Genomic DNA, 26,960 nt, shown 5'->3' with positions numbered 1-26,960 from the left:
GCCGATCTCGATCTTCCGAATCCCTTTGTCCCCCTGTGATTCGCGCGTCCCCAGCCGATCCAGCAACAGTGGGGCTGTGGGCGACGTTCAGTTCACTGCACGGTTCCGAGCTGTGCCGGCTGTGCGATCTCGGCTCGGTCATCCTGCGCCGATTCGCCATGACCGGGCATACCGGGCAAGTCCGGCAACAAGGACTCCAGTCGGGCCAGCTGCTCCGCGACGAGCGCCGCGGGACCTTCGATCAGGGACAACGGCCACGGCCAATGCCGCCCGTTCAACCGCTCGACCTCATCGACCAAATCGGCTGTCGTGGCCTCCAGTTCACTGATCTCGGTCCGCAATTCGCTGATTTGCGTTCGCAATCCAGTTGATTCGCGCTCCAGGTCCTCGATCCGGTGCAGTGCCGCGGCCAGTCCGTCCACCAGGGTCAGGCTGTGGCCATCGGCGTCGGTGCCCAACTGCGGCCAGCCGGCAAGTCCGGGCCCACGCAGCTGAATCTGGATGTCACGCAGCACTGCCGCTTGTTCCGGCGTCACGTCCGGTTCCTCCTGTAGGAAATCCCATTGGCCGAAGTCTTCGGTTTCGGCCTCGTTCACATCGCAGAGCACCCCGCCGACCACCACCTGGCGCAGCGTCTGATGGATATTGCGGCGAGTCTCGACATTGGTCCCCGACCAGGCATCGGTCTGCCACGCCCACGCCGCACTGCCCACGTCCAGCGCCCTGCTGACCGACCAATACCCGCCGTAGACACCGACATTCGCGGCGCCGAGCACCGTTGCCGCACCATTCAGGTAGGCGTTGATGGCGAGTTGATCCTGCGGCGTCGAATCGAAATCGGCGGAGAAGTAGATCGGCCGGTCCCGGCGGCCACCGCAGCGCAGCACCTGCGCCAGGCCCGCGCGGGCATCCACGATGCCAGCACTGTGGCCGTCGAGCATGCGGGCGGCGGTGGTTTCCCAGTTCGATACGATCGACACCCCGTGCGCCCGCAGATCGTCGGCCTCGGCGGGCGTGAGCAGCTTTCCCGGCAGTGTCGGGCCGCCATCGGACAGGTAGCGCACCACGAAGTCGAACCCTGCCGCGCGGATTGCTGCACCCCCAGGGCGTCCCGCGGCGTAGTCCAGACCGAAACGCATATCTCTCACTGTAAGACGGTCGGGCACGGAAATCGGCGGCATTGTCGAACCCGCGAAAACTGGCGGTCCCGGCTGGTTGACTGTGGGTGGTTCGCGTGGTCGCCGAGATGGTGTGTGCACCGCGGAGTTGTGAGAAGGCGATTGCTCGGCCGTTTGTCGATACGAAACTCATCGAAACGGAGATGTCCAATGCCCATACGCAACGAGGCCTGGCAACCCGGCACACCCGCCTGGATCGACTGTCAGGTCGACGACCCGGCGAAGGCCAGTGAGTTCTACACCCAGTTGTTCGGTTGGGAGATCCAGGACGGCGGCCCGGATGCGGGCGGCTATCTGATGGCGGCGAAATCCGGCGCGGCGGTGGCGGGCATCGGGCCGAAGCCCGACTCCATGCCCGGGATGCCGTCGGCCTGGACGACCTACTTCGCCGTCGTGAACGCCGACACCAGCGCCGACGCTGTGGTGGCCGCGGGCGGCCGGTTGATGGTGCCGACCTTCGACGTGATGGAGTTCGGCCGGATGTTTGTCGCCGCCGACCCGAGCGGCGCGGCCTTCGCGGTATGGCAAGCGAAACAGCACAACGGCGCCGCGGTCTACAACGAGCACGGTGCCTACGTCTGGAACGAGCTGCACACCCGCGACCTGCCGGCCGCGAAGGACTTCTATGCCAATGTCTTCGGCTTCAGCTACGCCGATTTCCAACTCGGCGACGCCGAGTATCTGATGTTCACCCCGCCGGGCCGGACCGAAGGGGTTGGCGGGCTGACCGACGACTCGGCCACGGTGAGCGACTCGATGCCGGACTACTGGCTGGTGTGGTTCCAGTTCGACGACGTCGACGCGGGCATCGCCAAGGCCCTCGAACTGGGCGGCACCGTGTTGCAGCCCGCGTCGGACTCCCCGGTCGGGCGGTCGGCGGTCCTTGCGGCTCCGCAGGGTGAGTCGTTCGGCATCATCGATCCGAGTCGAGCCGCCGGCGAGATGCCTGCCCCGAAGGGCTGAGGCGGGTTCGATCCGCACGCGAACCCGGTCGGGCGCGAGGCGACTCAGCGAGCCGCTTCGAGCCCGACCTGCCGCGTGGTTTCGGCGATCGCCGCGGTGTCGCGCCGATCGGGTGCGACGAGCACGGCGGTGATCGGCACGGTCAGGGCCAGCGACCCGATGACGAACATGGGGAAGACGAAGTCGAACAGCGGAAGTCCGGTCGGCGCCTTCGCGGTCGGATCGATGGTGAGCTCGATCGCGCCGATACCGGCGTAGTACATCCCGGCCACGCCGATGCCGAACAGCACCGTCGTCGCCGCTCGTGCCATCGGGAACTGGAAGGCCTGTACGGACCACAGTGTGGCGGTCGCGGTGATGATGGCGACGGTCAGCGATACCGCGGCCAGCGCCGGTGAAATCTCGACCGAGCCCTGAACCTGGATCGAACCGATGCCGAGGTAGAGCGACAGCCCGGTGCCCAGCCCCATGACGACGCCGCCTGCGATCAAGCGCGGCAGGTGCAGGGTGCGCCCGATGATCACCAGCGCGGCGAACACCGCGACGAATGCCACGACCATCGACGTGATGAGGCTGCCTGCGTCGAACCGCACATCGCTGCCCGGCACGTGCACGCCGAGCAGCACCACCGAAGTGGCCAGCCAGATCCCGACGCCGCCGACCGACACGGCCGCCGAGGCGAGCCACACCAGCCGGAAGCGAATCGACCGCGAACCGTGCAGGATGCAGGCCACCCCGACCACCGCGCCGACGACCGAGATCCCCAAGGAGAGCGCGGCGATCCAGTACCCCATGGAGAACTGGTCCACCGCACCGTTGTTCCCGAGCGAGAACAACCGGACCTCATGCATGCGAGGCGGTTCCTTCCAGTTCCGAGGCCTTCAGCTGGGCGATTGCGTATTCGGTCACCGCGGCGAGTGCTTGGCGTACCTCCATGGCGTTGCGGGCGTCGATGTCCACGATCGGCACGCCCTCGCGCACCGAAAGCGCTTCGCGCAATTCGGCGATCGGGAAGCGGGGCGCGTCGGGGAACCGGTTGACCGCGATGAGGAACGGCAGTTTGCGCGCCTCGAAGAAATCGACCGCGGCGAAGCTGTCCTCCAGCCGTCTGGTGTCGATCAGCACCACCGCGCCGATAGCCCCACGGATCAGGTCGTCCCACATGAACCAGAAGCGACGCTGGCCCGGGGTTCCGAATAGATACAACACCAGGTTGCCCGGCAGGATGATCCGCCCGAAATCCATGGCGACCGTGGTTGTTTCCTTCTCCGGGGTATCGGCGAGATCGTCGATACCGTCGGAGAAGCGGGTCACCATCGCCTCGGTGCGCAGCGGAACGATCTCCGACACCGCGCCGACAAAGGTTGTCTTGCCCGCTCCAAAGCCACCCGCTACAACGATTTTTGTCGATGCGACGCGGGAGTCGGCATCGTTCGGTGCGAGGTTGTTATAACGCGCGGAGTCCACGCAAAGTCCTCTCCATCAGTGAACGGCGCTCGTCAAAACTCGCCTCTTCGGTCAGTGTCGAATGCATCCGCAGGTGTCCGTCGACGACCAGGTCGCCGACCATGACCCGAACCATTCCGAGTGGACGATCCAGGTGCGCGGCGATCTCGGCAACCGAGAGACGGTGGGTGCCCAGCCTGAGGATCTCCGTACGGAGATCTCCCGATGGCCAGTCGAGATGGGCAGTGTAAGACAGGGTTTCGATGACAGCCTCAAGCGGCAGGTCGACCGCGGGCTCGGTACGCCCAGAGGTCAGCGCATACGGTCTGACGCGTGTGGCCGGTCGGTGTTGTCCGGGGCCGTTGGGGCTGGACATCTCACCCTCAGACGGCGGTGCGGGCGGTGGCGGTGACCACCGTGCCCACCCGATCGACCAGCAGGGCCATCTCGTAGCCGATGCGGCCGATGTCGTGTGCCTTATTGGCGAGCACGGCCAGGTGCGAGCCGTTGCCGACACTCATCACCAACAGGTAGCCGCGCTGCATCTCGACGATCGACTGCATCACCTTGCCGCCGTCGAAAAGCTGTGCGGCACCGGCCGACAAACTGGCGAGGCCTGCGGTGACCGCGGCCAGTTGTTCGGCCCGGTCACTGGGTAGATGCGGGCTGGTTGCCTGCAGTAGGCCGTCCGCCGAGACCAGCACTGCGTGCGATACCCCGGGGACGTCCCTGGTGAAGCGGGTGACCAGCCAGTTCAGGTTTTCATCGGTGGTGCTGTTCGCGTTGGTCATCCAAGCCCTCCGTCGTTGTACTGGGCATCGGCCCGCCCACTGCGGACCCCACTGAGATGCCTGGTGAGGTTGCTCCGGATTTCCTCCGGATCACGAGCTGCTGCGTCTTCGGCAGGCGCAAGACCACCGGGCACCAACTGCGCTCCTGGGCGCCGGATCGGCAGACCGCCGACGGTGCGGGAGGTGGTGGACGGCCGGGCGGCGTCCTCGGCGGCCAGCCAGCCCGCGTCCGCCGCCGGTGAGGACCAGGTCGCCTCCGACTGCTGTGAGGTCGCGGGCTCGACCAGCCATTCCGAGACCATTCGCTGGTAGATCGGCGTCGGCGATTCGCCTGCCACCGGCTGCAGCCGCGATGAGGTGACCGTCGCGGGTTCCGGTGCGCCTGCGGGCTTTCTGGCGGGCGATGCCGGTCGTGCGTCTGCCGACACCGTCGCGGGCTCCCGGTCGACGACCGGGTTGGGACCGGTTGTCACCGCCGCGTCGGCCTCGGTCCAGGTATCGCTCGCGGTGCCGAGCGGCACCTGCGGTTCGATGTCGGCGACGGGTGTCGAATCATCGATGGCCTCGAAGGAGCCGGTGTCGAAGATGGGCCAGGCCTGGGTGTCCACATCGACGGAGGACTGTGCCGCCGACTTCGATGCCGAGGCCGGCGGGCCGAACGCCGCGACCCTCGGCAGCTCGAGGCTCGGGGTCTCGATCGGATGTTCGGCGAACATATCGGGCAGCGGTTCGGAGTCGTCGACCGTCGGTGTCGCGATTGCGGGCTGCTCGGCCGTGTCGGCCACCCGGATGGCTGGACGACGCTGCGGTAGCCCGGAACTGGTGAAACGCGGTGGTTCGCGCTGCGGCAGACTCGGCACCGGCACCAGCGTGCGCGGCGGCTGGCTCGGTGTGGCGGGCACCGCGGGCGCTTCGATTAGTTGCTGCGTCGGCTCCGGATCCATCGGCGGCGCCACGAGCGCACCGGGTAGATGCACACTCGCGGTGATGCCGGGCTGCTGCGCCATCGTCGAGGTCCGGCGCAGGCTGACCGTGATGGTGTGCCGCTTTGCGAGCCTGCCGACCACGAAAAGACCCATTCGGCGGGCGGTTTCGACGGTGACCTCACCACCGGAAGCGAGCCGGTCGTTGGTCGTCTGCAGATCGTCGAGGCCCATGCCGAGGCCGCGGTCGGTGATCTCGATCAGGTAGCCGCCGTCCACCGCGCGCGCGACCATCACCGCGACCGGAGTCGTCGGCGGCGAATAGCGCAGCGCGTTGTCGATCAGCTCGGCGAGCAAGTGCTCGATGTCGACCGCGGGCTCGCCCGCGACAATGCCGTCGGGCACCGCGCCGATCTCGACCCGCTGGTAGTCCTCGACCTGAGAAACCGCGCTCCACAGCATGTCCGACAGCGGCACCGGGTGCAGCTGACCGCGCCGCAGTGCCGTGCCCGCGAGCACGAGCAGGTTGTCGCCGTTGCGGCGCATGCGGGTCGCGAGGTGATCGAGGCGGAACAGGCTCTGTAGCCGTTCGCCGTCGTCCTCGTCGTGTTCCAGATCCTCGATCAGTGCCAGCTGCTGCTCGACGAGCGACTGGCTGCGCCGGGAAAGAGTTTCGAACATGTTCCCGATCTGCAGTCGCAGTCGGGCCTGTTCGGCTGCCAGATTCAGCGCTTGCTCGTGGATTTCGTCGACCGCGCGGGCCAGCTGCCCGACCTCGTCGGTGGTGTGCACGGCGACCGGCGTGATCTCCGGTGTCGCGCCGCCACTGCGCACTACCGCGAGTTCCTCCGGCAGCTTGACGTGCGCGACCTCGAGTGCGTCGCGTCGTAGCCTGCGGACCGGGACGACCAGGGTGCGCGCGACGGCGAGCGCGAGCGCGAGACCGGCGAGCAGCATGCCGATCACGATGGTGGTTTCCCGTAGCGCGCCGGTCTGGGCCTCGGTGGTCCGGTTGGCGAGTGCCTTGTCGATGGTGTCGGTCAGCTGGGCGGTGGTCTTCTCATAGAGGTCGGCGCTGGTTTGCAGTGAATCGAGCACTGCGGGATTGGACGTCGGATCGCCCGCGTTCTGGCTGAAGGCCGCGAGCCGGACGGAGACTGCGTCCAGCATCTGGCGCATGTTGGTGGAGTTGTCGGGAAGGATGACGCCATAGGTGTTGATCATGGTCATCTCGGCGCCCGCGGAGGTGAGCACTCGGGGGCGCACGGCCGGATTGCGGCCTGCCTCGGGCGAGCCGACCAGCATGCGCTGCTGGGTGAGCACGCGCCGCGAGGTCTGGATCGCGCCGATCTGCAGGAAGTACCGCTGGATGATGAGGTCTTCGACCGAGGGCGACATCGCGAAGGCGTTGCCGATGCGCACCGCGATTTCGTCGGCCTGCTCGCCGACCATCGCAGGTGATCCGTTGCGCAGGCTGTTGCGCATGGTGGTGCCGGTGGCGACGGCGGAGGCGAGTTCGGCGCTGACCCGGTTGCTGACTTTGGAGGTACGCATCGCGGCCTCGAGGTCGGCGAGCGCCTGGTCGAATTTCGTCAGCGCCGCGTCGGTCGCGGGATCGGCGATGTTTCCCCATGAGGAGGTCGCAGCGATCGCGAGTTGTTCGGTGGCCGTGCCGAACTTGCCGATCGGGCGGATGATGATGACTTGCTCGGTCGCCGCGTCCAACTGCGACATGGTGCGCAGCTCGTTGTTGATACGGAGTACGGCGAACACGGTGGCCAGCAGCACCGGAAGCACCAGAACGATGCCGACCTTGCGAGTGACAGACCAGTTGGACAAGCTGAATTGCCAGGACCGCGGTGCAGCTTCCATCCGCTTCCGTTGCCTCCGCTTCACGAGTGGCCCCCGGATGGCGCGTGGCTGTTCGGTTTTGATTCAACCCGCTGAGAACCAACTAGAGGTCTTCTTTTTACCGCAGGGAACATACCGCGCAGAGTGAGCCACGGCAATCTGGGGCTCTCAGTCTGATATTCCGCGGAATATGGCTATACAGAACATGATTCAAGACTCAATTGGTTCCCAGGCGCGGGAAGTTCTGTAGAAGGTCACGAAAGGTGCTGGTCCATCGACCAGTGTTGCTCATGGGATGGCTACGAGCCTGACGCGGCGTGTCGGAAGCTGCCCTCTCAGTCGACTCTCAGTCGGTGCGGTCAAACTGGTGGCATGCGCATTCTGGTAGTCGACGACGATCGCGCCGTCCGTGAATCACTGCGCCGGTCGCTGACCTTCAACGGCTACTCCGTCGACCTCGCGGTAGACGGTCTCGATGCGTTGGAGAAAGCAACCGTGCAGCGACCCGATGCACTCGTGCTCGATGTGATGATGCCGCGGATGGATGGGCTCGAAGTTTGCCGACGCTTGCGCAGTACCGGAGACGATCTGCCGATTCTGGTTTTGACGGCGCGGGATTCGGTATCGGAGCGGGTTGCTGGACTCGATGCCGGCGCCGACGATTATTTGCCGAAGCCATTCGCGCTGGAGGAATTGCTCGCCCGGCTGCGGGCACTGTTGCGTCGACGGACGACCGATGCCGGCGAGATGTCGGAGACGATGACGTTCGCTGACCTGTCGCTGGATCCGGTGACGCGCGAAGTATCGCGCGGCGAGCGCGCGATCAGCCTGACCCGCACCGAATTCTCACTGCTGGAAATGCTGATGGCTAATCCGCGCCGGGTGCTGACTCGCAGTCGCATCCTCGAGGAGGTCTGGGGCTACGACTTCCCGACCTCGGGCAACGCGTTGGAGGTGTACATCGGATACCTGCGCCGCAAGACCGAGGCCGAGGGCGAATCGCGGCTGATCCACACGGTGCGCGGCGTCGGCTACGTCCTGCGCGAAACACCTCCGTAGGCCGCCGGATCATGGCCCGCTCAATTCCCAAGCGACCTGCCGTCGCCGCGCTCGGTCCGCTGGACTCGGCGGAGATGCGCCCGCCCATGCCGTTGACCAGATCGGTCTCGCTGCGCTGGCGAGTGACGCTGCTCGCGGCCTCGGTGGTGGCCATCGCGGTCGCGGTGACCTCGATCGCGGCCTACGCGATGGTGGCCCGCGCGCTGTACGCCGATGTCGACGCGCAGCTGAAAGCCCGCGCCGCCACGATGATCAACAACAATTTCGAGAGCCTCGGTTTCCAGTCGATCGTGCTGGCGGGGCTGTATTCCAACGATGTCGGCGTCGCGCTGGTCTTCCCCGACCACAAGCCCTACATGCCACCACAGCAGACGATTCCGCCGGTCGGCAGTCAGGAGTTCGCCGTCGCGGATGGCGAACTCGCCTCGTCGCTGCGCACCGTGAGCAGTCAGCGAGTGCTCGCCATGCCGACGCATTCCGGTGCGACGCTGATCATTTCGCAGCGGCTGCAGCCGACCCGCGAGGTGCTCGACCGGCTGGCGTGGCTGCTGTTCGTGGTCGGCGGTTGCGGCGTCGTGCTCGCGGCGGCGGCGGGCACCGCGGTCGGCCGTACCGGACTCCGTCCGATCGCACGGTTGACCGCGGCGACCGAACGCGTGGCCCGCACCGACGACCTGACGCCGATTCCCGTCACCGGTGACGACGAACTCGCCCGGCTGACCGAGAGTTTCAACACCATGCTGCGGGCCCTCGCCGAGTCGCGCGACCGGCAGCGCAGGCTCGTCGCCGATGCCGGGCACGAATTGCGCACCCCGCTCACCTCGCTGCGCACCAATATGGAACTGCTGATCGCCTCCAGCCGTCCTGGCGCACCCGCGCTTCCTGACGAGGATATGGCCGGGCTGCGTGCGGATGTGATGGGGCAGATCGAGGAGCTGTCCACCTTGGTCGGCGACCTGGTCGATCTCGCGCGGGAGGACGCACCCGAAACCGTCTACGACCGCATCGATCTCGGCGAAGTGACCGAGCGCGCGCTGGAACGGGCAAGACGGCGGCGTGGCTCGATCGAGTTCGTTGCCGAACTGAAACCGTGGTTCGTGTACGGCCACGAGGCGGGGCTGGAGCGGGCGATCCTCAACGTCCTCGACAATGCTGCCAAATGGAGTCCGGCCGCGGCTCAGGTGAATGTCACCATGCGCGAGGCCGGACGTGGGCTGCTCGAGCTAGCCGTCGACGACGCAGGTCCCGGCATTCCGGCCGATGAGCGCGAACTGGTCTTCGAGCGGTTCTATCGAACAACTGTCTCGCGCTCGATGCCGGGCTCGGGCCTCGGTCTCGCCATTGTCAAGCAGGTGGTCACCAAGCACGGTGGCACGATCACCATCGATACCTCACCGCGCGGTGGCGCCCTGATCCGTATCGTATTACCTGGTGAAGGTGGTGCGCCCGGTGCGGGCGCCGCCACCGAAGAACGCGATCAGTAGCCCGATGGATCGGAAGATCTCGGCCAACTGATAGCGGGGTCTCAGTCCGCTCTAAGCCGTCGCCGCCAAGCTGGTCGGCAGACGTGAGGAGAAACGAGAAACCATGAGCGAGGATGCCAAGGACCGGCAGGGGGAGCCGTCAGCTGCGAGCGCCGCCACCGGCTCTCATTCGACTGAGCAGATCCCGGCCTCGGGACAGCCGGGTCCGCCGTATGCGCGGCCGCCCTGGTCCAGCCCGCAGCCGCAGTACTATCCGGCCGCGCCGCATCAGACGGCTCCCCATCAGACCGCAGCGCATTACACCCAGCCGTTCCCGGGGTATGAATCCGGTCAGGAGTACAACGCGTCATCGTTCGATCCGCCGATCCCGCCCGACGCCATGCCCGGCGCGGCCTTCGGGGCGCAACCGAATCCGGGACCGGCGCGGCCGCCGATCCGGACCGGGCTCGTCGCAGGTGCGGTAGCGCTCGCTCTGCTCAGCGGTGGCGTCGGCGGCGCGGTCGGCGCGCTCGTCACTCGGTCGGACACCGGGCACACCGCCGTGACCAACGCCCTCGATGCCCCGAAGCCCAATGTCAACAACGTGGTCAACACCCCGGCGGGCTCCACCCAGGCGGTGGCGCAGAAGGTGCTGCCGAGCGTGGTGATGATCAAGGTGGCGAGCAATAGGGCCGAGGGGGAGGGCTCCGGCGTGGTGCTGTCCTCCGACGGCCTGATCCTCACCAACAATCACGTGGCTGCCGGTGGCGGCGCCAACGCCAAGATGGAAGTGGTCTTCTCCGACGGAAGCACCGCGCCCGCATCCCTGGTCGGTGCGGATCCGGTGTCGGATCTGGCGGTCATCAAGGTCAACGGCAAGAGCGGTCTCACCCCGATCGAGCTCGGGGCCTCCTCGAACCTCCAGGTCGGTCAGCCGGTCATCGCCATCGGGTCGCCGCTCGGCCTGGCGGGTACGGTCACCACGGGCATCGTCTCCGCGTTGAACCGGCCGGTGTCGACCAACGGCGAGGGCACCCCCGATCCCTCGGTCAATCCCGTGATCGACGCGATTCAGACCGACGCGGCGATCAACCCGGGCAACTCCGGCGGCGCGCTCGTCGACAGCAGCGGAAAGCTGATCGGCATCAATACCGCGATCGCGAGCCTCGGCGCGGGCGAGCAGCCCGGCCAGCAGAGCGGTTCGATCGGCCTCGGCTTCGCCATTCCGGTCGATCAGGCCCGCCGGGTCGCCGACGAACTCGTCAAGACCGGCCACGCGACCTACGCGCAGCTCGGCATCAAGCTGCGGCCGCAGGACACCGCGGCACGCGTACTGGAGGCAACTCCGGACGGCCCGGCTGCCAAGGCGGGCATTCCCCCGGGCGCGGTCGTGACCAAGCTCGACGACCGGCCCATCGATTCGGGCAACGCGCTCATCGCCGCGGTCCGCTCACATCAGCCAGGAGACAAGGTGAAGGTGACCTACACCGACGAACAGGGAAACAACGCCAAGACCGTCGAGGTAACCCTCTCCGGCGCGCCCGCGGGCGGTGGCCGGTGATGCGCGTGCTGCCCGGCGACTGGACGCCCCGACTCGCCGTCGATGCCGAGCTGCTCGCGATGGACGCAGAGCTTGTGGGCGTGGGCGCCCGGCTTCTGGATGCGGACGCTACGGTGAGCACCATGGAAATCGATACTCCGGTGGCTGGGCGCGCACTTGTGGTGGTCGTCGACGATCGAACGGCGCATGGAGGTGTGGATTCGCTCGGTCCACTGGTTACCGAGCTGCTGACCGAGGCGGGTTTCCTCGTCGACGCTTCGGTGACGGTTCAGGCCGATGAGGTGGAGATCCGCAATGCGCTGAACACCGCGGTGATCGGCGGCGTCGACCTGGTCATCTCGGTCGGTGGCACCGGAATGTCCCCGCGCGATGTCACGCCGGAGGCCACCTCACAGGTGCTGGACCGGGAACTGCCCGGCATCAGCGAGGCGCTGCGCTCCTCCGGCCGGGTGGCGGGCTCGCTCGACGCGGGTCTGTCGCGTGGTCTCGCCGGCGTTTCGGGCAGCACCCTGGTGGTGAACCTGCCCGGTACACGGTCGGCGATCCGCGACGGCATGGCCACCCTCGGTCCGCTTGCCAGCCGAGTGATCGGTGAGCTGTCCGGATTGGCCGAATAATTCCGGCGCCGGATTCTTCCGAGGACCCTCGCCCGGCCGTGCGCCGGGCGAGGGACTCCGCGCGTCTGAACAAAATCTTCGGTGACGCGCTGCCGGACACCACGCGCGACGAACGCGACCAGGATTCCGAGGTGGGTTCGCCCTCCGATGACTGGCTCCGCGAGCAGGTGCCGCCGCACCACGGCTGAGGCTCATCTACTGTCCAGTTACGTATAACGGTCGGTTATCGGCGATATCCACCTGTGATTACTTCCGGCTGAATGTATTTTGGCGATTACTTACGGCCTTGGCCCGTATTTGACGGGCGGCCTCTCTGCGCCTACCGCCCCTATTTGTGCTCAAAACGAGACACTTTCCAGCTATTTATGCACGTCAAGCTACATGTGCATGTCAGCTGTCGTGATCTACATCACATTGATATTAACGATTCTTTACGTTGCTTCGCCGTTACCGAACGTTTAGTGTTCGCCGGGAGCCACCCACATGCTGGACCTTGCGGGCCTGGTTCGGCGCGTACGCGCCGAACTGGCGGAACCTGGGCTCGGTTCCTGGCCGGCTAGAGTGTTGCGCCGAAATAACAGCCGGTTACAAGTCGGCAACAAATGAAGCACAAACTGAGCTGGGCCTGAGAGGACCACCGTCCAGCCTCGATGGTCGAGGCTGACTGTTCGAACCTGATGAGGGGAAGTATGAGCGAGAACCGCACCATCGGTCTGCGCCGCGGTGTCCGCGTCGCGGGCGTCGGCGCTGCCGCGGCCGTGGCCATGGGCCTGTTTTCCACCGGTGCTGCCAACGCCGATACCTTCGTGCCGTTGCCGGACGGCCAGAAGATCGGTACAGGCGTCACCATCAACCGCACGGGTGAGCGCGCCCTGATTTCGCCGTCGCTGAGCGCCAATGGCGCCGGCCGTGTTGTCTGGGTTTCCGGCAACGCCATTGCCGACGTGGCTGTCACTCCGGAAGGAACCGTCGGCCCCTACAACGGCGCGACCAACGCCCCGGGCACCAACAACTCCTCGACCCACGGCGCCTCCGCGCTCACCACCGGCTACATCGTCGGTTGCCAGGTCAGCATCGCCAGCGACGCGATCTCCGCCGGTGTCTCCGGCGGCATCAGCCTCGACGGTGGCAGCCTCGGCGGTTCGATCGGCCTCAACCTGGGCCCCGGTGAAGTCAAGTTCGTTTCGATCGACTCGAAGGACATCCTGAAGCCGGGCGTCTACTCGGTCGAGTACCAGGATGCGGAAATCGAGATCCAGGGCTGCGCGGGCTACGCCCAGGCGCGTTCCTACACCGTCGTCGAGATCGTCGGCGACCACTACTCGAAGACCACCCTCTACGGGCAGCCGTTCAGCATCGGCTGACATCGGTCGAATCACACGAACATTCTTCTCGCGGAAGCGAACTCAACCCCTGAGGGAAAAACATGATCAACCGTAAGAACGTGGCGCGGGTGGCCGGTGTCGGTGCTGCTGCCACCATCGCCATGGGCCTGTTCTCCACCGGCGCGGCGAATGCCGATACCTTCGTGCCGCTGCCGGGTGGCGAAATCTCCAAGACACTGTCCGATGGCACCGTCGTGACGGTCCGCCTGGTCGGCGAGTCTGCCAACATCAACCCGTCCATGGGCTCCACCCCGGTGCACCGCAACGCGTGGGTCTCCGGTAGCGCTCAGGTCGAGGTGTCCGGCGATGGCAGCGGGTCTATCTTCCCGGGCTACACCGTCGGCTGCCAGGTGAACATCGCGGGCGGCGGCGCCTCCGGTGGTGTCGATGCCTCGGCCGACTGGAGCGGCGAAACCGTCACCGGCGGCGTCGGCGCCAACAGTGGCGGCAACCTGACCCTCGGCCCCGGCCAGTCGCAGTCGTTCTACATTCTCGACCTGGAACAGGCCGACGACTTCGGCAGCGAGGTGCACAAGAAGCGCAACAAGTTCAAGGGCGGCAGCGGCTCGGTCACCTGGGCCGACTCGACCATCGGCCTGACCGGCTGTGGGGGCTACGCCCAGGCGCGCGCGTTCGTCAGCGTCGAGGTCGAGACCGACAATGTCATCACCTGGGTGACGTTGTGGGGCAAGCCTTTCAGCCTCGGCTGAGTCTTCGCGGGTAGCTGACCCGCCGCACACGAAACGGGCCCGTTGCATTCGCAACGGGCCCGTTTCGTGTGCAGACCCTTTGGTGCCCAACATGATCGCCGATCGTATCGGGCAACGGACCGGTGCGGCGGCACTTGGGCGAATTTCCTGAGAGAAGTGACGGAAACAAATAACATTAGAACCCCAAGATCGTTCATCAACGAGATGGTCGGCAGTTCCCATGGTGGACAGTCCAATCCGCCACGCTCGGCTGACCTGAAAGGGAGTTTTTCGGCCTCGGCAAACCCCGAGACCGACCGCTAGAACCTGATGAGGGGAAGTATGAGTAACAACCACCCCGCCCTGTTGCGTCGCGGTGTCCGTATAGCGGGCGCCGCCGCCACCGCAACTGTGGCTATGGGACTCTTGTCGAGCGGCGCTGCCAACGCCGATACTTTTGTGCCGTTGCCGGACGGTCAGAAGTTCGGTCCAGGCGTGACTATCAGGCACACTGCCGAGCGCGCGCTCATTTCACCATCGTTGGCCGCCAACGGCGCTGGTCGCGTCGTCTGGGTATCGGGCAACGCCATCGCCGATATCTCGGTCACCCCGGAGGGGGAGGTTGGCCCCACCAATGGCGCAACCAACGCTCCGGGCACCAATAACTCCTCGACACATGGTGTTTCAGCACTCACCACCGGATACATCGTCGGCTGCCAGGTCAGTATCGCCGACAACGCGATCTCCGCGGGTCTCTCGGGCGGCATCACCCTCGACGGTGGCAGCCTGGGCGGTTCGATCGGCCTCAATCTCGGCCCCGGTGATGTCAAGTTCGTTTCGATCGATTCGAAGGACGTTCTCAAACCAGGCGTCTATTCCGTCGAGTATCAGGATGCCGAAATCGAGATCCAGGGCTGTGCGGGTTATGCGCAAGCGCGTTCCTACACAGTCGTGGAGATCATCGGTGACCACTACTCGAAGACCACCCTCTATGGTGCGCCGTTCAGCATCGGCTGACGTCTGTCGAATCCAACGAAAACTCTTCTCGCTGAAGCGAACTCAATCCTCGAGGGAAACCAATGATCAACCGTAAAAACATGGCCAAGGTGGCGGGTGTCGGTGCTGCGACAACCATCGCCCTCGGTCTTTTGTCCACCGGAGCGGCGCAAGCCGATACCTTCGTGCCGCTGCCGGGAGGTGAGATCTCCAAGACGCTGTCCGACGGCACCGTCGTGACGATCCGCCTGGTCGGCGAGTCTGCCAATATCAACCCGTCCATGGGATCTACGCCGCTGCATCGCAATGCGTGGGTCTCCGGTAGCGCCCAGGTCGAGGTGTCCGATGATGCCGGCGGCAAGATCTTCCCGGGCTACACCGTCGGCTGTCAGGTGAACATCGCGGGCGGCGGCGTCAGCGGTGGTGTCGAAGGCACGGCCGACTGGAGCGGCGAAACCGTCAAGGGCGGCGCCGGCGCCAACAGCGGTGGCAACCTAACGCTCGGTCCGGGCCAGTCGCAGTCGTTCTACGTCCTGGACCAGGAAGTGGCCGACGACTTCGGCAACGAGTCGCACAGGAAGCGCAACAAGTTCAAGGGCGGCAGCGGCTCGGTCACCTGGGCCGATGAGACCATCGGCCTGAACGGCTGTGCCGGTTACGCGCAGGCGCGGTCGTTCATCAGCGTCGAGGTCGAAACCGACAGCGTCATCACCTGGGTGACGTTGTGGGGCAGGCCGTTCAGTCTCGGCTGAACATAGGGGTCACCAACTCCGCACACACGAACGGGCCCGTCGCCACCTTGGGTTCATGCGGTCGTCGCAACACTCTCGATGTGAGAGGTTGCGGCGACCGTGTCGTTTTCGGAGGATTTGGTTCAGTTCGGTGATCAGCTGGCCCGGCTGGCCGATGCCGGGGTCCCGGTGAGGCAAGCAGCTGAGGCGTTGGGGATCGGGCGGGGGCGTTGCTATGCGATCCTGCGTGCGCAGGGTCGTGCAGCGGGCAAACCCAGGGGTGCGTCCCGGGCGGCGGACCCGGAGTTGATCAGGTCGGTGTTCGAGGCGACGGGATCGGTGAACCGGGCGGCCGAGACCGCTGGGGTGGCCTTCTCGGTGGCGCGCCGTTTTCTGGTTGCCGATGGCCTGATCGGCGTGGGTCCGATAGTTCGCGGCAAACCCGACGCCAAGAGGCGGTTCAGTGAGCTGATCGCCTCGGGGTGGTCGGTGGCGCGGGCGGCTCGCGAGGTCGGGGTGAACGAACGAACTGCCCGGGATTGGCGGGCTGGGATACGCAGGTCCGGGGACAAGCGGATTCATCCCGACGGCACGGTGGTGGACTACACGACCGGAAGCCGGTACACATCTGCGGTGATCAAACCCGTTGGTGTCGAGCCTGTTTCGATCAGTGACCGGTACCTGTCGTTGCAGGACCGCCTCGATATCGCCGATGGGCTATTGATCGGGCAGTCGTTGACGGGGATCGCGGCACGGATCGGTAAACATAAATCGACGGTGTCGCGGGAGGTCCGGGCGCACCGGATCGATGGGCTTTACCTGCCCTATCAGGCGAACAAGGCTGCCGCGGATGCGCGGGCGCGTCCGAAGGGGTCCAAACTGGTGACCAACCAGGCTTTGCGGGCGTGGGTGGTCGATGGTTTGTCACGGCAGCGGTCTCCCGAACAGATCTGTCACCGGCTCCGCAGGGACTATCCCGACGACGAGAGTATGCGGGTGAGCCACGAAACGATCTACCAAGCCCTCTACTTCCAGTCCCGTGGCGGGCTGAGACGTGAAGTCGCGCAAGCGTTGCGAACTGGACGGACCCGGCGGAAACCGCATCGCAAATCAGATCAGCGCACCCACCGGTTCGTCGATGCGATGATCATGATCAGTGACCGGCCCGCCGAGGTCGAAGATCGTGCGGTGCCCGGCCATTGGGAAGGCGATCTGATCATCGGCAAGGACGGTGGTTCGGCCATCGGCACCCTCGTGGAACGGTCCACCCGTTACACGATGCTGGTTCACCTGCCCGGCGGTCACGACGCCGAAACCGTCCGTGACGGCTTGATCCGGACGATCTCGACCCTGCCCACCCACCTGCGCGGGTCGCTGACCTGGGACCAGGGCGCCGAGATGGCCAGGCACAAGCAGTTCTCGATGGCCACCGACATGGCGGTCTACTTCTGCGACCCGGCGAGTCCTTGGCAACGCGGAACCAACGAGAACACGAACGGGTTACTGCGCCAATACTTCCCGAAAAGCACCGATCTGAGTGTCTATGGTCCCGAAGACCTCGAACACGTCGCTCACCAACTCAACGATCGTCCACGCAAAACGCTCGACTGGGAAACCCCAGCCGAGCGTCTGCGTGATCTACTTACCCGCTAAAAGCAGGCAGTGTTGCGACGACCCCTTGAATTCACCCACCGCGGCGGGCCCGTTTGCGTTCCCGTGGAGGCGAATTCGGTTCACGACTCGTGCCTGCGGCCCGCGCTGTTGCCTCGCACGACAAGATCGCCGCACGCACGCGACGTGAGGCGGGCTCGTCGGTACTGCGCTGTATCGTGGTGATTTCCCTGACGAGGATGTGGTCGTGGCACACACAGAACAGGCGAGTACTCCGCGCGCAGCCGTGGTGCTCGGTGCTGGTGGAGTAGTCGGCACAGCATGGATGGCCGGCCTCCTCACAGGTCTGCGCCGTCACGGTGTCGACCTGGCCTCCGCCGATCTGATTGTCGGTACCTCGGCTGGTGCGATCGCCGGTGCCATCCTGGCCACCGGCGAACCGATGCAACGACTGGCGACTCTGCCCGCTCGAACACAGCAGCGGAGCGCGCCGATAGATACTGCACACCCCCGGCTAGGCGAGGTTTTCGCCATACTCCGCGAGCCAGGTCAGCAACCCGCGACCGCACGGCGCCGTGTCGGCGAACTCGCCCTCACAATCGGCATGGGTGACCCGACCGAACAGATCGAACGGATGCGTCGCCTGATCGGTGTATCCGAATGGCCCGACCGAGATTTGCGAATCACCGTGGTAGACGCCGAAACCGGCGAACCGGCAGTCTGGGACAGGCACAGCGGCGTACCACTGCCGACCGCAGTCGCTGCCAGCACCGCATTCCCAGGCGCCCAACCACCCATATCAGTAAATGGGCGCTACTACATCGACGGCGGTCTACGATCGGCCACCAACGCCGACCTTGCCTCAGGCGCAGAAACTCTCGTGGTCATCGAGCCGCTGGCACACCTGTTCTCCGATGATCCGTCACCAGAGCCGCTTGCCGAGACAGTCGTTCGCATCGGCCCGGACACCACAGCGCTCGAGGTCTTCGGCACAAATCTCTACGATCGCGCAAACTGGGCTCCCGCGTATCAGGCCGGCCTACGCCAAACCGAAAACAGTTCGACGCGTGCCCAATTCGCTCGCTTCAGAACTGACTCCTGAGCTCACCGACGAAACCACCGCTGTGACTCTCAGCGATAGGTGGCGCTGAATTTTCGCCCGTCGGGTGGCCGCCGATGCGCCGGTTTTCGAGCTGTTCCCCGTCGATCGACACTCGCCGCCGCCAGCCGACCAGCGGACGGTCGGCCTATCGTGCGGTCCTACTGCGTGGCTGTCGGGGAAATTGGTGTGGGGTGGATGTCGGTGCCGCGCTTTAGGGTCACGCCATGTCTGGTTCTGACCACAGCGCTTTCGATCAAGTGTGGGATCGCTTCGTATCCATGTTGGTCGTGTACTCACCGGCCGATCGTGCGGCATTGCGGCCCGTGGAGACTTATGTCAGGACCGAGTCCCGGCAAGGATTCGGTTCAGAACTCGTGCTTGCCGCCTGCGCTGTCCCGGCCCTCCGCGAGCAGGTCGCGGATCTGGCGCAGCACGTCGGAATCGGTGAGTTCCGTCTCGTTGGAACCCCAGCGCTTCTTGGCGTGTATGGCGGGCAACACGAGCACGAAGTACAGCACCGTCGCGATGATCAGGAAATTGAGAGCTGCGGTGATGATCGGACCGACTTGCACAAAGGTCGCCGGCTTGTCGGCTGCCAACCGGAAACCGAGGCCGAGCTCGTCGTTGCCACCGAATACGGCCAATATCGGATTGATGATGCCATTGGTGAACGCGGTGACGATCGCGACGAACGCGGTACCGATCACCACGGCTACGGCCAGGTCTATGACATTTCCGCGGAATAAGAAGTCCTTGAAACCCTTGAGCATTGCCGATATCTCCTCTTCGGATGGGAGCTTTCCAGTCACGCTCGGCGGTTTATGCAGCCGGTCCGACGATGCTAGTTCAGGTTTGGCAAATGCTTGGCGAACATTCTCAATGGAAGACAACGGTAAGTGCGGTCCGCAGCGAGGCTGCCGCGACCGTGGTGGCGCGCTCGGCATCCATCGCGACCAGCACGATCCGTTCCTGGCTGCCGCGTCGATCGCCGGGGCCGGAGACCAGAACCACCGCGGCATCGGTGGCGAGGGTTCGCGCCGGGCGAGCCGCGGAACCGGTCTGTTCCTCGGCGCCGACGACATCGACCCGATCACCGGCGCGCAGGATCTCCGCGACTGCGGTGTCGGCCAGGCGGATGGGCACAATCCTTGCGTCGCGCCCACCTGTGGCCACGGCGGCCAAGCGTGGGCCGACAATGCGCAGATCGGTGAATATCTCGCCGGTGCGCATGGCCGCCGTCAGCGTCGCACCGACAAGAGTGGTGCTGTCGGTGACGACACCCGTCGGCAGGGCGCCCGATTCGCGAGCGGCCGAGCGTAGGTCGTCGGCCTGGATGAGATGGCCGGGTGGCAGGTCGCGGCCCGCGACCACGATCCGGGTGCGCTCGGCGCCCGGATCGCCTCGGATGAAGAGGGCGGCGGCGAGTGCGGTGAGAACGACCGCCAGCAATCGCCGCACCAGCAGGCCATCGGCCCATGGTGGTCGATTCCACAGCGCGAAACGCAGTGCGCTATCGCGACCGAGATCGCCGAGTGATCGAGTCATGGCCGGATCCTATGGCCACAATCACACCTGCTCAGCCGCTGAAACGGCCAGCTGTGGACAGCGAGAGGCTGGGGACAACTCAGCTGGCGACGGCAGTGCTCGTGGCCGTGGACGTGCTGCTGGAGGAGCTCGAATCCGAACTTGACGAGCTGCTCGAACCGTCCGACTTCGCGGGCTCGCTCGCCGTCGAGGCGCCGCCGCGGCTGTCGGTGCGATAGAAACCGCTGCCCTTGAACACAATGCCGACCGAATTGAACAGCTTGCGCAGCTTGCCAGAGCACTCCGGGCAGACGCTCAGCGCCTCATCGGTGAAGGACTGAACGATGTCGAAGCGGTTGTCACACTGGGTGCACGCGTACGAATAAGTTGGCACAGGATCCTCCGCAGGGTTCGTCAATCTGGCACTCTACAGCCGACATTGCCAACGCCGCTAATCGACGTTTCATTCCGTGCCCTGTTCCACACCGAGTTGTTGCAGGCCGCCCTGCGGTGTGAGCGCCCAGCCCATGCGCAGATCGTGCGGTTCCTCGGGGAGCCGGTCGACCAGCTCGTCGTCACGGACCACCGCGATCAGGCGCGCGGCCGGATCGGCAGCGGCCAGCGTGCGGTCGTAGTAGCCCGCGCCCCGTCCGAGCCGGACACCGCGGCGGTCCACCGCGAGCGCGGGCACCAGGATCAGTCCGGCCGTGCCGACCGCGGCGGTGGGCAGCACCTCGCCGGACGGCTCGAGCAGTCCGAACCGCGCGGGTCGCAGGCCCTCGACGCCGGTGTATTCGGCCCAGCTCAGCGGCCCGAGGGGACCGGTGACCGGCAGCAGCACCCTGGCTCCCGCGGCGCGCATGGCATCCAGCAGCGCCGTCGAACCCGGTTCCCCGCGCACCGGCACATAGGCACACACCCAGTCGGGCAGCTCGAGCCTTGCAGCGGTCTCGGCCAGCGCACGCGCCTCTGCCTGCTGGTCAGCGATTGTCATCGCGGCCCGTCGAGCACTGATTTCGGTGCGCCACGCATGTTTGTCACGCTGACCGGGCATCTCCACAGTGATCACCTTAAGCTCACCGGGACCCGGATCGGCCCGACGGCCGATTCCGGTGCTGTGCCCGACGGGCGTTGGGACGCTGTGACGGATGGATAGGGTAGGCGTATGACAGCAGTGCCGGATAAGACGGCCGGACGGCCCGCGAATGACGCGGTGGTGTCGTGTTTCCGCACGGCCGTGGTACCCGCGGCCGGCCTGGGGACGCGGTTCCTGCCTGCGACCAAGACGGTGCCCAAGGAGTTGCTGCCGGTCGTCGACACCCCCGGCATCGAGTTGGTGGCGGCCGAGGCCGCCGACTCCGGCGCGGACCGGTTGGTGATCGTCACCTCACCGGGTAAAGACGGCGTTGTCGCGCACTTCGTCGAGGACCTGTTGCTCGAGAGCACGCTGGCAGAGCGCGGCAAGTTCCATCTGTTGGAGAAGGTGCGCAAGGCGCCGGGTCTGCTCGATGTCACTTCGGTCGTGCAGGAGGAACCGCTCGGTCTCGGTCACGCGGTCGCGCAGGCCGAGCGCGTCCTCGATGACGACGAGGACGCCATCGCCGTGCTGCTGCCCGACGACCTGGTGCTGCCGTGCGGTGTGCTCGACGTGATGAGCCGGGTGCGCCGCAAGCGTGGCGGCACCGTGCTCTGCGCCATCGATGTGCCGAAAGACGAGGTCAGCGCGTACGGCGTCTTCGATGTCGCCCCGGTGCCCGATGCGGTGAACCCGAATGTGCTGCGCGTCAACGGCATGGTGGAAAAGCCTGCTCTCGCCGACGCGCCCTCCACCTTCGCGGCCGCGGGCCGATATCTGTTGGACCGCGCGATTTTCGACGCGCTGCGTCGGATCACGCCGGGCGCGGGTGGAGAATTGCAACTCACCGACGCGATTGCGCTGCTCATCGAGGAGGGCCATCCGGTCCATGTGGTGGTCCACCGTGGGTCGCGCCACGATTTGGGCAACCCGGGCGGTTATCTTCGTGCTGCGGTCGATTTCGCTTTGGAACGAGAGGAATACGGCCCCGCCTTGCGGGAGTGGCTGCAGCATCGGCTGAGTTCGGATTGGGATCCGCAGCTGACAACGTACGACTAACGCGGGTGGGCGTCGGGTTTCGCCGATAGTGGACTGTCGGGTACGAATGATGGTTCATTGCGGCGTGCGCGACGGGCCCGGAGACGGCAGCTTGCGTGACCACGAAGGGCCCCGGGAACGCCGCCGATCGGACACCGTCGGGCGCACCGAACTCAGTTGCGCTGATGCGGAATCCGGGTTGGGTGCGAAGAGATCAGGAAGGGCTGGATGCGCTCGGTTGAGGATCAGCAGATCAAGGTGACCGCCGCGGCGGTCGCGCCCCGGCCGGTCCGGGTCGCGATCTCCGAGGCCCAGGGCCTGCTGTGTGCCGAGGACGTCGTCACCGAGCGGCCGCTGCCCGGCTTCGATCAGGCCGCCATCGACGGCTACGCGGTGCGCAGTGTCGATGTGGCCGCCGCCGGTTCGGATATCCGCAATGAAGATGGCGAGTTGGTCGATCTCACTTTGCCGGTAGTCGGCGAGGTGGTCGCCGGTTCCAAGCAGCCGAGCAGGCTGCAACCGCGCCAGACCGTTCGGGTCGATACCGGTGCGCCGCTGCCGACTTTGGCGGATGCCGTTCTGCCGCTGGACTTCACCGATGGTGGCCGGGCCAGGATCAAGGTGTACGAGCCGGTGCGTTCCGGCGACTACGTGCGGCGCATCGGCGACGATGTGCAGCCGGGCGATGTCGCGGTGCGCGCGGGAACCATCATCGGTGCGGCGCAGGTCGGACTGCTCGCGGCCGTCGGCCAGGACAAGGTGCTCGTGCATCCGCGGCCCCGGCTCTCGGTGATCTCCGTCGGCGGCGAGCTGATCGACATCGATCGCACGCCCGGCCCCGGCCAGGTCTACGACGTGAACTCCTACGCATTGGCCGCCGCTGCCCGTGACGCGGGCGCCGATGTCAATCGGGTCGGCATCGTGAGCGCAGATCCGCGGCGACTACGCGATGTGGTCGAAGGTCAGCTTGTTCGTTCCGAGGTCGTGGTGATCGCCGGGGCCATCGGCGGCTGGGCGTCCGAACAGGTCAGGGAAGCACTCGAAGGTCTCGGCGAGTTGGAGATCGCGCGGGTCGCCATGCACCCCGGTTCGGTCCAGGGCTTCGGGCGGCTCGGCCGCGACGAGGTGCCCACTTTCCTACTGCCCTCGAATCCCGTTGGCGCACTAGTAGTTTTCGAGGTGATGGTGCGTCCCTTGATCCGGATCGCGCTCGGGCGCAGGCATCCGATGCGCCGGATCATCCGGGCCAGGACCATCACCCCGATCTCCTCGATGGCCGGGCGCAAAGGCTATCTGCGCGCGCAACTCATGCGCGACGAGACCACGGGCGACTACCTCGTCCAACCGCTCGGCGGCGGCGCGGGCTCCTCCTCGCATCTGCTCGCGACGCTGGCCGAGGCCAACAGCCTGATCGTGATCGATCCGGACGACACCGAGATCCGCACCGGTGACGAGGTCCGAGTCGCTTTTCTCGCACAGCGCGGCTGAGGCGTGGAGTCGATGAACGTGTTCCGGGTCACGCAGCATCCCGGATGGCCCGCGCATCTCGGACCGCTGCGCGTCGCGGCAGGTCAGGTGACGTTGCGGCCGGTGCGATTGCGCGACGCCGCGGCGTGGAGCCGGATCCGGCTGCGCGATCGGGCGCACCTGGAGCCGTGGGAGCCGACCGGCCGGGGGGCGTGGGAGGCGCGCAACCACGCGTCGAACTGGCCGTCGCTGTGGTCGAGCCTGAAGGCGGAAGCCCGTCGGGGCGCGATGATTCCGTTGGTCATCGAGGTGGACGGCACCTTCAGCGGCCAGCTGACCATCGGCAATATCGTGCGCGGTGCACTGCGCTCGGCCTGGATCGGCTACTGGGTGGCCAAGGACCTCGGCGGCCAGGGCGTCGCAACCGCGGCCCTCGCCCTCGGCCTCGACCATTGCTTCGGACCCGCCGGACTGCACCGCGTGGAAGCGACCGTCCGCCCGGAGAACCTGGCGAGCCAGGCTGTGCTGCGCAATGTCGGATTCCGCCAGGAAGGTCTGCTCGAGCGGTATCTGGACGTAGATGGAGCCTGGCGCGATCACCTGCTCGTCGGCATCACCGTCGAGGAGGTCGTCGGAACAGTGGTCGACCGCCTGGTCCGCGACGGCCGCGCCACCTTGCTCTGAGCGTGGTTTTTGCCGATTTGTGTGACAGGTGTGGCAGATGTGCACGGCGCGCCTGACGGATCTCGCTGCGACGCGGAATTAACCTACGGACGTCGGTGGTGCGTCTTGCGTCATCGGCAGGGAGCCTGCGAGGCGTCCGGCGAACTCGCCGAAACGCTTGGCGGCGACCGGACTTCCGCGGAGTCCGAGTGCGTTTTGCGGCGAGCGAACGCACCGCGATGGGGAGCGGAGCGACCGGTCGAAGGCCGAACGGACAACCCAGGCGGGGACGGAGGTGCTGAGGCGATATGCCGAATTCAATTCTGTGGATCGGCCTCGTCATTCTCTGGGTCTTCGTCCTGTTTCCGATACTCGCCGACCGGCACCCGAGAATCCGGCAGACGACCGACGCGGCGCTGGCGACCCGTGTATTGCACCGCGGAGATTCCAAGCGGCGCCCGAAAAGTGGACCGGCCGCAGGGCACGACAGTGATCCCGATTATCGGCCGACCCGCGTGCAGAGAAAGCATCCCCATAGTGATGATGCGGAGGACCGGATGACAACACCGGCCGACGAGCCCGTCACCGAAATCGACGACGAACAGTCTCTTCGAAGCGAAACACTGGAGCTCGAGGGCGGCACCCCTCGTGAATCCCGATCTGCTGCATCCGATTCCGACTCCGATTCCGATATCGCCGAGGCCGAGGCCGACATCGATGAGCTCGATGACGAGCTCGACGATCGTGCGAACGAACTCGGTGCGGCGGAGGCCGAATTCGATGATGTCGAGCCCGAATCCGATGGCGTCGACGGTGAATTCCATACCGAATCGGGCAGTATCGACATCGCTGCGGCCGGAATCGCTGCGAACGCCGGTGCGGCGGCCGATGATGACCTCGTGGCCGATGAGCGCGACGATCCGGCGGCCCGGATCCCCCCGGCGCGCTCGGCTGCGCCCGCACAGTACCTCGACACCGACGACGACACCGAATCCGATTCGGCCGACCCGGATTTCGTCCCCACCCGGCGCGGCCGCGGTGGCTTCGATCCGGAGGCCGACGCGATCGCCCGCGCGGCCCGCTACACCTTCCGTCAGCGCGCCGTGCTCGGACTCCTCCTGAGCGCCGTCATGTTCGGCGGCCTCGGTATCGCGGTGGCATCGCTGTTCTGGTGGGCCTGCGGCTTGTCGGCGGTCGTGCTGGTGACCTACCTGGCGTACCTGCGCAAGCAGGTCCGCATGGAAGAGGAGATCCGCCGCCGCAGGGCCGCGCGCCTCGGCCGCGGCCGCGAGCAGGCCGAGCACCTCCCGCACCACACCGAGAAGCAGGCCAGGCAGCAGGCCATGGACCGCGACACCGCCCGCGCCCTGCGCCGCCGCTCCGCCCGGCTCGAGGCCGACGATGAAGACCCCATGTTCGAACACCTGGAAACCTTCGACGCCGCCACCGCCCGCGCCGTCCGCAACCGCACCGGCGACATGCGAAGGGCAGCCGGCGCGTAATCGCATACGCCCAGGTCAACGGGCCGATTCGGAGTCTGAGCCCCGCTACTGATACAGTGTCACAGCGCGGTTCCCCGGAGCCGCACGGGGCTATAGCGCAGTTGGTAGCGCGTCTCGTTCGCATCGAGAAGGTCAGGGGTTCGATTCCCCTTAGCTCCACTAAAAAGGCGAATGCTCATGGCGAGCATTCGCCTTTTTAGTTCCGGGTGTTTTGTGGGGAGCGAAGCCCCGGGCCGCGTTCCTTGTCGGCCAGTGGATGCAAGCTGCTTGTCGGCTTCTTCGTCGAGGCGCCCATTCGCACTTCGTTCCCGCCCCGGAACTCTCAGGTGTCACCGCACCCAGCGCTGGTCGCGAGCATAGCGTGGGTGCATCTCTGGGATGCGTGCTCCCGCGCGGATTACAGGCCGTCGGCGCGAGCTATCTGGAAACAGTCGGCGACGCAGGCTATCTCGCCGTGTAGGTGGGCGAGGATCTGTATTACCGAGGAGCCGGAATTGGCGTACTCCCAGGCGTTTGTCAACGCGAGGGCGGCACCGGTGGATCTGTCCCGGGTGCCGGGCCAGGTCTTGAAAGTTCCGTCGATTGTTTCGACGACCGAACGATAGCGGTCGAGTGTGTCGTGGGGTGCCACGGATTGCATCAGGCCCACGAGCGCGGTGAGGTAACCGTCGTAGAACTCTGACGGGCAGGTGGGGTCATAGCGGCTCTGCATCATGGTGTTGTCGTAGGTGGCGTAGCCCTGAATGCCCTGGATTTCTTCGTCGGTGCACCAATGGTCCACCCGCACGCCGAAGACCGGGTCCGGGGCACTCACACCGGGGCTGGGTTCCGCTGGTGTGATGGGTGGTGGCCCCTCGTAGCGGCTGCGTTGGTCTTGTACCGGCCAATCGGTGCCGGACTGGCGACGCACTTCACGTTGGATGTCGAGCTCGATGCCCGGGGCGCTCGCAGCGGCCACTCCCAGATAGCCGGCGGCCATATTGGTGATGTCCTGTTCGGACATGGACGAGTTCAGTGCTGACTCACGTGCCCGCTGCACCGCTTCTCGAATGTCCTCCTGGACTCGGGGATCCTGCGGGTCTGGATACGCCGACATGCCGACCCTCCTCACTTGGACGGGACAAGCAAACTGAAACCAGAATATCTCCGATCGATCGCCCTTCGAAGTTGCCGCTCTCGACCGAGTCCAGACGTTGCCGAGTGCCACATGGTGGAGGGGGCCACCAGGCGATTCGCCTCAACCATGTGCCACTCGGCGTTCGGCTCAGTTGGGTGTTGTGGATTAGGGGCGATTGTCTGATGGTGATCGGGTTGGGCTGCTAGTC

General features: G+C 65.9%; 27 protein-coding genes and 1 tRNA gene. 17 read left to right on the top strand and 11 right to left on the bottom strand.

All coding sequences use genetic code 11. The annotated features are described in order from the left end of the window. Positions 1-92: 92 nt before the first annotated feature. The gene (locus OHA42_RS38465) at positions 93-1,139 is read right to left on the bottom strand and encodes a glycoside hydrolase domain-containing protein (protein ID WP_406233344.1); all 1,047 of its coding nucleotides are present in this window, start codon (positions 1,137-1,139) and stop codon (positions 93-95) included. A 189-nt stretch (positions 1,140-1,328) separates the two neighbouring features. Between OHA42_RS38465 and OHA42_RS38460 the strand changes: the two genes are divergently transcribed. Then, positions 1,329-2,141 (top strand): VOC family protein, encoded by an 813-nt coding sequence (locus OHA42_RS38460; RefSeq protein WP_406233342.1) that lies wholly within the window; start codon positions 1,329-1,331, stop codon positions 2,139-2,141. Positions 2,142-2,185: 44 nt separating this feature from the next. On the opposite strand, the gene OHA42_RS38455 is transcribed toward OHA42_RS38460, so the two are convergent. Genes OHA42_RS38455 through OHA42_RS38435 form a run of 5 tightly spaced genes read right to left on the bottom strand, consistent with a single transcriptional unit; the run spans position 2,186 to position 7,173 of the window. Then, positions 2,186-2,992, bottom strand: coding sequence for an MHYT domain-containing protein (locus OHA42_RS38455; protein WP_406233340.1), 807 nt, complete (start codon positions 2,990-2,992; stop codon positions 2,186-2,188). Then, positions 2,985-3,608, bottom strand: coding sequence for an ATP/GTP-binding protein (locus tag OHA42_RS38450; protein ID WP_328406324.1), 624 nt, complete (start codon positions 3,606-3,608; stop codon positions 2,985-2,987). The genes OHA42_RS38455 and OHA42_RS38450 overlap by 8 nt, the downstream gene beginning before the upstream one ends. Next, the gene (locus tag OHA42_RS38445) at positions 3,589-3,963 is read right to left on the bottom strand and encodes a DUF742 domain-containing protein (protein ID WP_328406322.1); all 375 of its coding nucleotides are present in this window, start codon (positions 3,961-3,963) and stop codon (positions 3,589-3,591) included. The genes OHA42_RS38450 and OHA42_RS38445 overlap by 20 nt, the downstream gene beginning before the upstream one ends. A gap of 7 nt (positions 3,964-3,970) precedes the next feature. Next, on the bottom strand, positions 3,971-4,378 hold the full coding sequence (locus OHA42_RS38440; protein WP_328406320.1) for a roadblock/LC7 domain-containing protein: 408 nt from the start codon (positions 4,376-4,378) through the stop codon (positions 3,971-3,973). After that, positions 4,375-7,173 (bottom strand): ATP-binding protein, encoded by a 2,799-nt coding sequence (locus tag OHA42_RS38435; RefSeq protein WP_406233338.1) that lies wholly within the window; start codon positions 7,171-7,173, stop codon positions 4,375-4,377. The genes OHA42_RS38440 and OHA42_RS38435 overlap by 4 nt, the downstream gene beginning before the upstream one ends. Before the next feature lie 351 nt (positions 7,174-7,524). Here OHA42_RS38435 and OHA42_RS38430 point away from each other — a divergent pair, with 351 nt between their 5' ends. From OHA42_RS38430 to OHA42_RS38380, 11 genes are all read left to right on the top strand, one after another. Continuing rightward, the gene (locus OHA42_RS38430) at positions 7,525-8,211 is read left to right on the top strand and encodes a response regulator transcription factor (RefSeq protein WP_406233336.1); all 687 of its coding nucleotides are present in this window, start codon (positions 7,525-7,527) and stop codon (positions 8,209-8,211) included. A gap of 11 nt (positions 8,212-8,222) precedes the next feature. Further along, positions 8,223-9,695, top strand: coding sequence for an ATP-binding protein (locus OHA42_RS38425; protein WP_406233334.1), 1,473 nt, complete (start codon positions 8,223-8,225; stop codon positions 9,693-9,695). Positions 9,696-9,798: 103 nt separating this feature from the next. Beyond that, the gene (locus OHA42_RS38420) at positions 9,799-11,235 is read left to right on the top strand and encodes a trypsin-like peptidase domain-containing protein (RefSeq protein WP_406233333.1); all 1,437 of its coding nucleotides are present in this window, start codon (positions 9,799-9,801) and stop codon (positions 11,233-11,235) included. A 122-nt stretch (positions 11,236-11,357) separates the two neighbouring features. Beyond that, positions 11,358-11,852 carry a MogA/MoaB family molybdenum cofactor biosynthesis protein gene (locus OHA42_RS38415; protein WP_328413430.1) on the top strand — a complete coding sequence of 165 codons (495 nt, stop codon included), beginning with the start codon at positions 11,358-11,360 and terminating at the stop codon, positions 11,850-11,852. 38 nt (positions 11,853-11,890) lie between these two features. Continuing rightward, complete coding sequence (locus OHA42_RS38410; protein ID WP_406233331.1) at positions 11,891-12,040, top strand: hypothetical protein; 150 nt, start codon at positions 11,891-11,893, stop codon at positions 12,038-12,040. Positions 12,041-12,541: 501 nt separating this feature from the next. Beyond that, complete coding sequence (locus OHA42_RS38405; RefSeq protein ID WP_406233329.1) at positions 12,542-13,216, top strand: MspA family porin; 675 nt, start codon at positions 12,542-12,544, stop codon at positions 13,214-13,216. Between the two features lie 62 nt (positions 13,217-13,278). Further along, entirely contained in the window at positions 13,279-13,947 is a 669-nt protein-coding gene (locus tag OHA42_RS38400; RefSeq protein WP_406233328.1) for an MspA family porin, read from the top strand. A 321-nt stretch (positions 13,948-14,268) separates the two neighbouring features. Then, a complete protein-coding gene (locus OHA42_RS38395) occupies positions 14,269-14,943 on the top strand; it encodes an MspA family porin (protein ID WP_406233326.1) in 675 nt (224 codons plus the stop codon). Positions 14,944-15,005: 62 nt separating this feature from the next. Next, positions 15,006-15,674, top strand: coding sequence for an MspA family porin (locus tag OHA42_RS38390; protein ID WP_406233324.1), 669 nt, complete (start codon positions 15,006-15,008; stop codon positions 15,672-15,674). 495 nt (positions 15,675-16,169) lie between these two features. After that, a complete protein-coding gene (locus tag OHA42_RS38385; RefSeq protein ID WP_406239224.1) occupies positions 16,170-17,306 on the top strand; it encodes an IS30 family transposase in 1,137 nt (378 codons plus the stop codon). Positions 17,307-17,589: 283 nt separating this feature from the next. Then, positions 17,590-18,366 carry a patatin-like phospholipase family protein gene (locus tag OHA42_RS38380; RefSeq protein ID WP_406239886.1) on the top strand — a complete coding sequence of 259 codons (777 nt, stop codon included), beginning with the start codon at positions 17,590-17,592 and terminating at the stop codon, positions 18,364-18,366. Positions 18,367-18,731: 365 nt separating this feature from the next. Here the strand turns inward: OHA42_RS38380 and mscL are convergent, their stop codons facing one another. The 4 genes from mscL to OHA42_RS38360 all read right to left on the bottom strand — a co-directional run bounded on the left by mscL (position 18,732) and on the right by OHA42_RS38360 (position 20,944). Further along, positions 18,732-19,136 (bottom strand): large conductance mechanosensitive channel protein MscL, encoded by a 405-nt coding sequence (mscL, locus tag OHA42_RS38375; RefSeq protein ID WP_406239885.1) that lies wholly within the window; start codon positions 19,134-19,136, stop codon positions 18,732-18,734. 106 nt (positions 19,137-19,242) lie between these two features. After that, positions 19,243-19,911 carry an SAF domain-containing protein gene (locus OHA42_RS38370; RefSeq protein ID WP_406233322.1) on the bottom strand — a complete coding sequence of 223 codons (669 nt, stop codon included), beginning with the start codon at positions 19,909-19,911 and terminating at the stop codon, positions 19,243-19,245. A gap of 79 nt (positions 19,912-19,990) precedes the next feature. After that, on the bottom strand, positions 19,991-20,284 hold the full coding sequence (locus tag OHA42_RS38365) for an FmdB family zinc ribbon protein (protein WP_406233320.1): 294 nt from the start codon (positions 20,282-20,284) through the stop codon (positions 19,991-19,993). A gap of 69 nt (positions 20,285-20,353) precedes the next feature. Then, positions 20,354-20,944 carry a 5-formyltetrahydrofolate cyclo-ligase gene (locus OHA42_RS38360; RefSeq protein ID WP_406239884.1) on the bottom strand — a complete coding sequence of 197 codons (591 nt, stop codon included), beginning with the start codon at positions 20,942-20,944 and terminating at the stop codon, positions 20,354-20,356. Positions 20,945-21,055: 111 nt separating this feature from the next. Between OHA42_RS38360 and OHA42_RS38355 the strand changes: the two genes are divergently transcribed. The 5 genes from OHA42_RS38355 to OHA42_RS38335 all read left to right on the top strand — a co-directional run bounded on the left by OHA42_RS38355 (position 21,056) and on the right by OHA42_RS38335 (position 25,794). After that, a complete protein-coding gene (locus tag OHA42_RS38355; RefSeq protein ID WP_406233318.1) occupies positions 21,056-22,024 on the top strand; it encodes a UTP--glucose-1-phosphate uridylyltransferase in 969 nt (322 codons plus the stop codon). Positions 22,025-22,231: 207 nt separating this feature from the next. Further along, entirely contained in the window at positions 22,232-23,491 is a 1,260-nt protein-coding gene (gene glp, locus OHA42_RS38350) for a gephyrin-like molybdotransferase Glp (protein ID WP_328406291.1), read from the top strand. A 12-nt stretch (positions 23,492-23,503) separates the two neighbouring features. Then, a complete protein-coding gene (locus OHA42_RS38345) occupies positions 23,504-24,154 on the top strand; it encodes a GNAT family N-acetyltransferase (RefSeq protein ID WP_406233317.1) in 651 nt (216 codons plus the stop codon). Between the two features lie 287 nt (positions 24,155-24,441). Then, on the top strand, positions 24,442-25,635 hold the full coding sequence (gene glpR / locus OHA42_RS38340; protein ID WP_406233315.1) for a gephyrin-like molybdotransferase receptor GlpR: 1,194 nt from the start codon (positions 24,442-24,444) through the stop codon (positions 25,633-25,635). A gap of 86 nt (positions 25,636-25,721) precedes the next feature. Continuing rightward, positions 25,722-25,794: transfer RNA gene (locus tag OHA42_RS38335), tRNA-Ala, on the top strand. Positions 25,795-26,032: 238 nt separating this feature from the next. On the opposite strand, the gene OHA42_RS38330 is transcribed toward OHA42_RS38335, so the two are convergent. Next, positions 26,033-26,731 (bottom strand): hypothetical protein, encoded by a 699-nt coding sequence (locus OHA42_RS38330; protein WP_406233313.1) that lies wholly within the window; start codon positions 26,729-26,731, stop codon positions 26,033-26,035. Between the last annotated feature and the right edge of the window lie 229 nt (positions 26,732-26,960).

This window comes from Nocardia sp. NBC_01009, assembly GCF_045208035.1.
Lineage (GTDB): Bacteria > Actinomycetota > Actinomycetes > Mycobacteriales > Mycobacteriaceae > Nocardia.
The sequence above is the reverse complement of the archived record's forward strand: the minus strand, read 5'-3'. Positions and strand labels throughout refer to the sequence as shown.